Source organism: Streptomyces otsuchiensis (genome assembly GCF_004305975.1).
Taxonomy (GTDB): domain Bacteria; phylum Actinomycetota; class Actinomycetes; order Streptomycetales; family Streptomycetaceae; genus Streptomyces; species Streptomyces otsuchiensis.
In genome coordinates this window covers 1-1,002 of record NZ_BHZI01000551.1, presented here as the reverse complement: position 1 = coordinate 1,002, position 1,002 = coordinate 1, and the positions used below count along the sequence as shown (strand labels likewise).

Below are 1,002 nucleotides of genomic sequence, written 5' to 3'. Positions count from 1 at the left end.
GGCTGACGCCGTGGACGGTGTGTCCGGCGGCTTCCAGCGCCGTCTGCCGCGCGCTGGAAGCCGCCGGACACACCGTCCACGGCGTCAGCCGACGCGGCGGGCCCGGCCCGGCGCAGCACTCCTGGCAGGCCGGACGGGAGGAGCCGCCCGCCGCCCTGCGCCGCCCCTGGCGGGCCATCGTGCACTGCGCGGCCGACACCCGCTGGAACCTGCCCGCCGACCAGGCCGAGCAGGCCAACGTCGCACCGCTGCGCGACGTGCTCGCCCTGGCCGGTCCCGACACCCATCTCGTCCACCTCTCCTCCTCCTTCGCCACCGGCCTGGAGGGGGACGTCACCTCCACCTCGCCGGAGAGCTACCGCAACTCCTACGAGTGGTCCAAGGCCGCGGGCGAACGGCTGCTGCACCGTCAGCGCGCCCGTGCCGACATCGTGCGGTTCCCCATCGCCATGGGCGCCCGCGCCGACGGCCACCTGGACCGCTACAGCGGCTTCTTCTGGCTGCCCGCCTCGCTGTGCAGCGGCGCCGTCCCCGCCCTGGTGGCCGAGGACAAGGCGCTGCTGGACATCGTCAGCACCGACGACATCGCCACGCATGTGACCCGGGTCCTCGGCTCCGGGGCCCCGGACGGGATCCGCCTGACCGTCCTGGGACGCGGTGACCGCGCCCAGCGGGTCACCGAGGCGTTCGACACCGTCCGCGACGCGCTCAACCACTGGCGGGAATCGCAGGACCTGCCGCTCCTGAAGGGGCTGCCCTACGTCACGCCCGAGCAGTGGAACCGCTTCTACCTGCCGTTCGCCGAGGAGTACCTGGACCGCACCCAGCTGCTGCGCGTCACCTCGTTCCGCGCCTACCAGGGCTACCTGTCGGTGACCGAGCCCTTCGCGGTCACCGACCAGGTCGAGGACACCTCCCGCACACTCTTCCGCTCCATCCACCGATGGGCCGCGACCCACACCACAGCGGCCCATCGGTGGATGGAGCGGAAGAGTGTGCGGG

The 1,002-nt window shown here is 73.0% G+C and carries 1 protein-coding gene; it reads left to right on the top strand.

Annotated elements, in window-relative coordinates; all coding sequences use genetic code 11:
* Window positions 1-2 precede the first annotated feature (2 nt).
* A partial coding sequence (locus tag E0D90_RS25790) for an NAD-dependent epimerase/dehydratase family protein (RefSeq protein ID WP_130800317.1) occupies window positions 3-1,002 on the top strand: 1,000 nt, incomplete at its 3' end.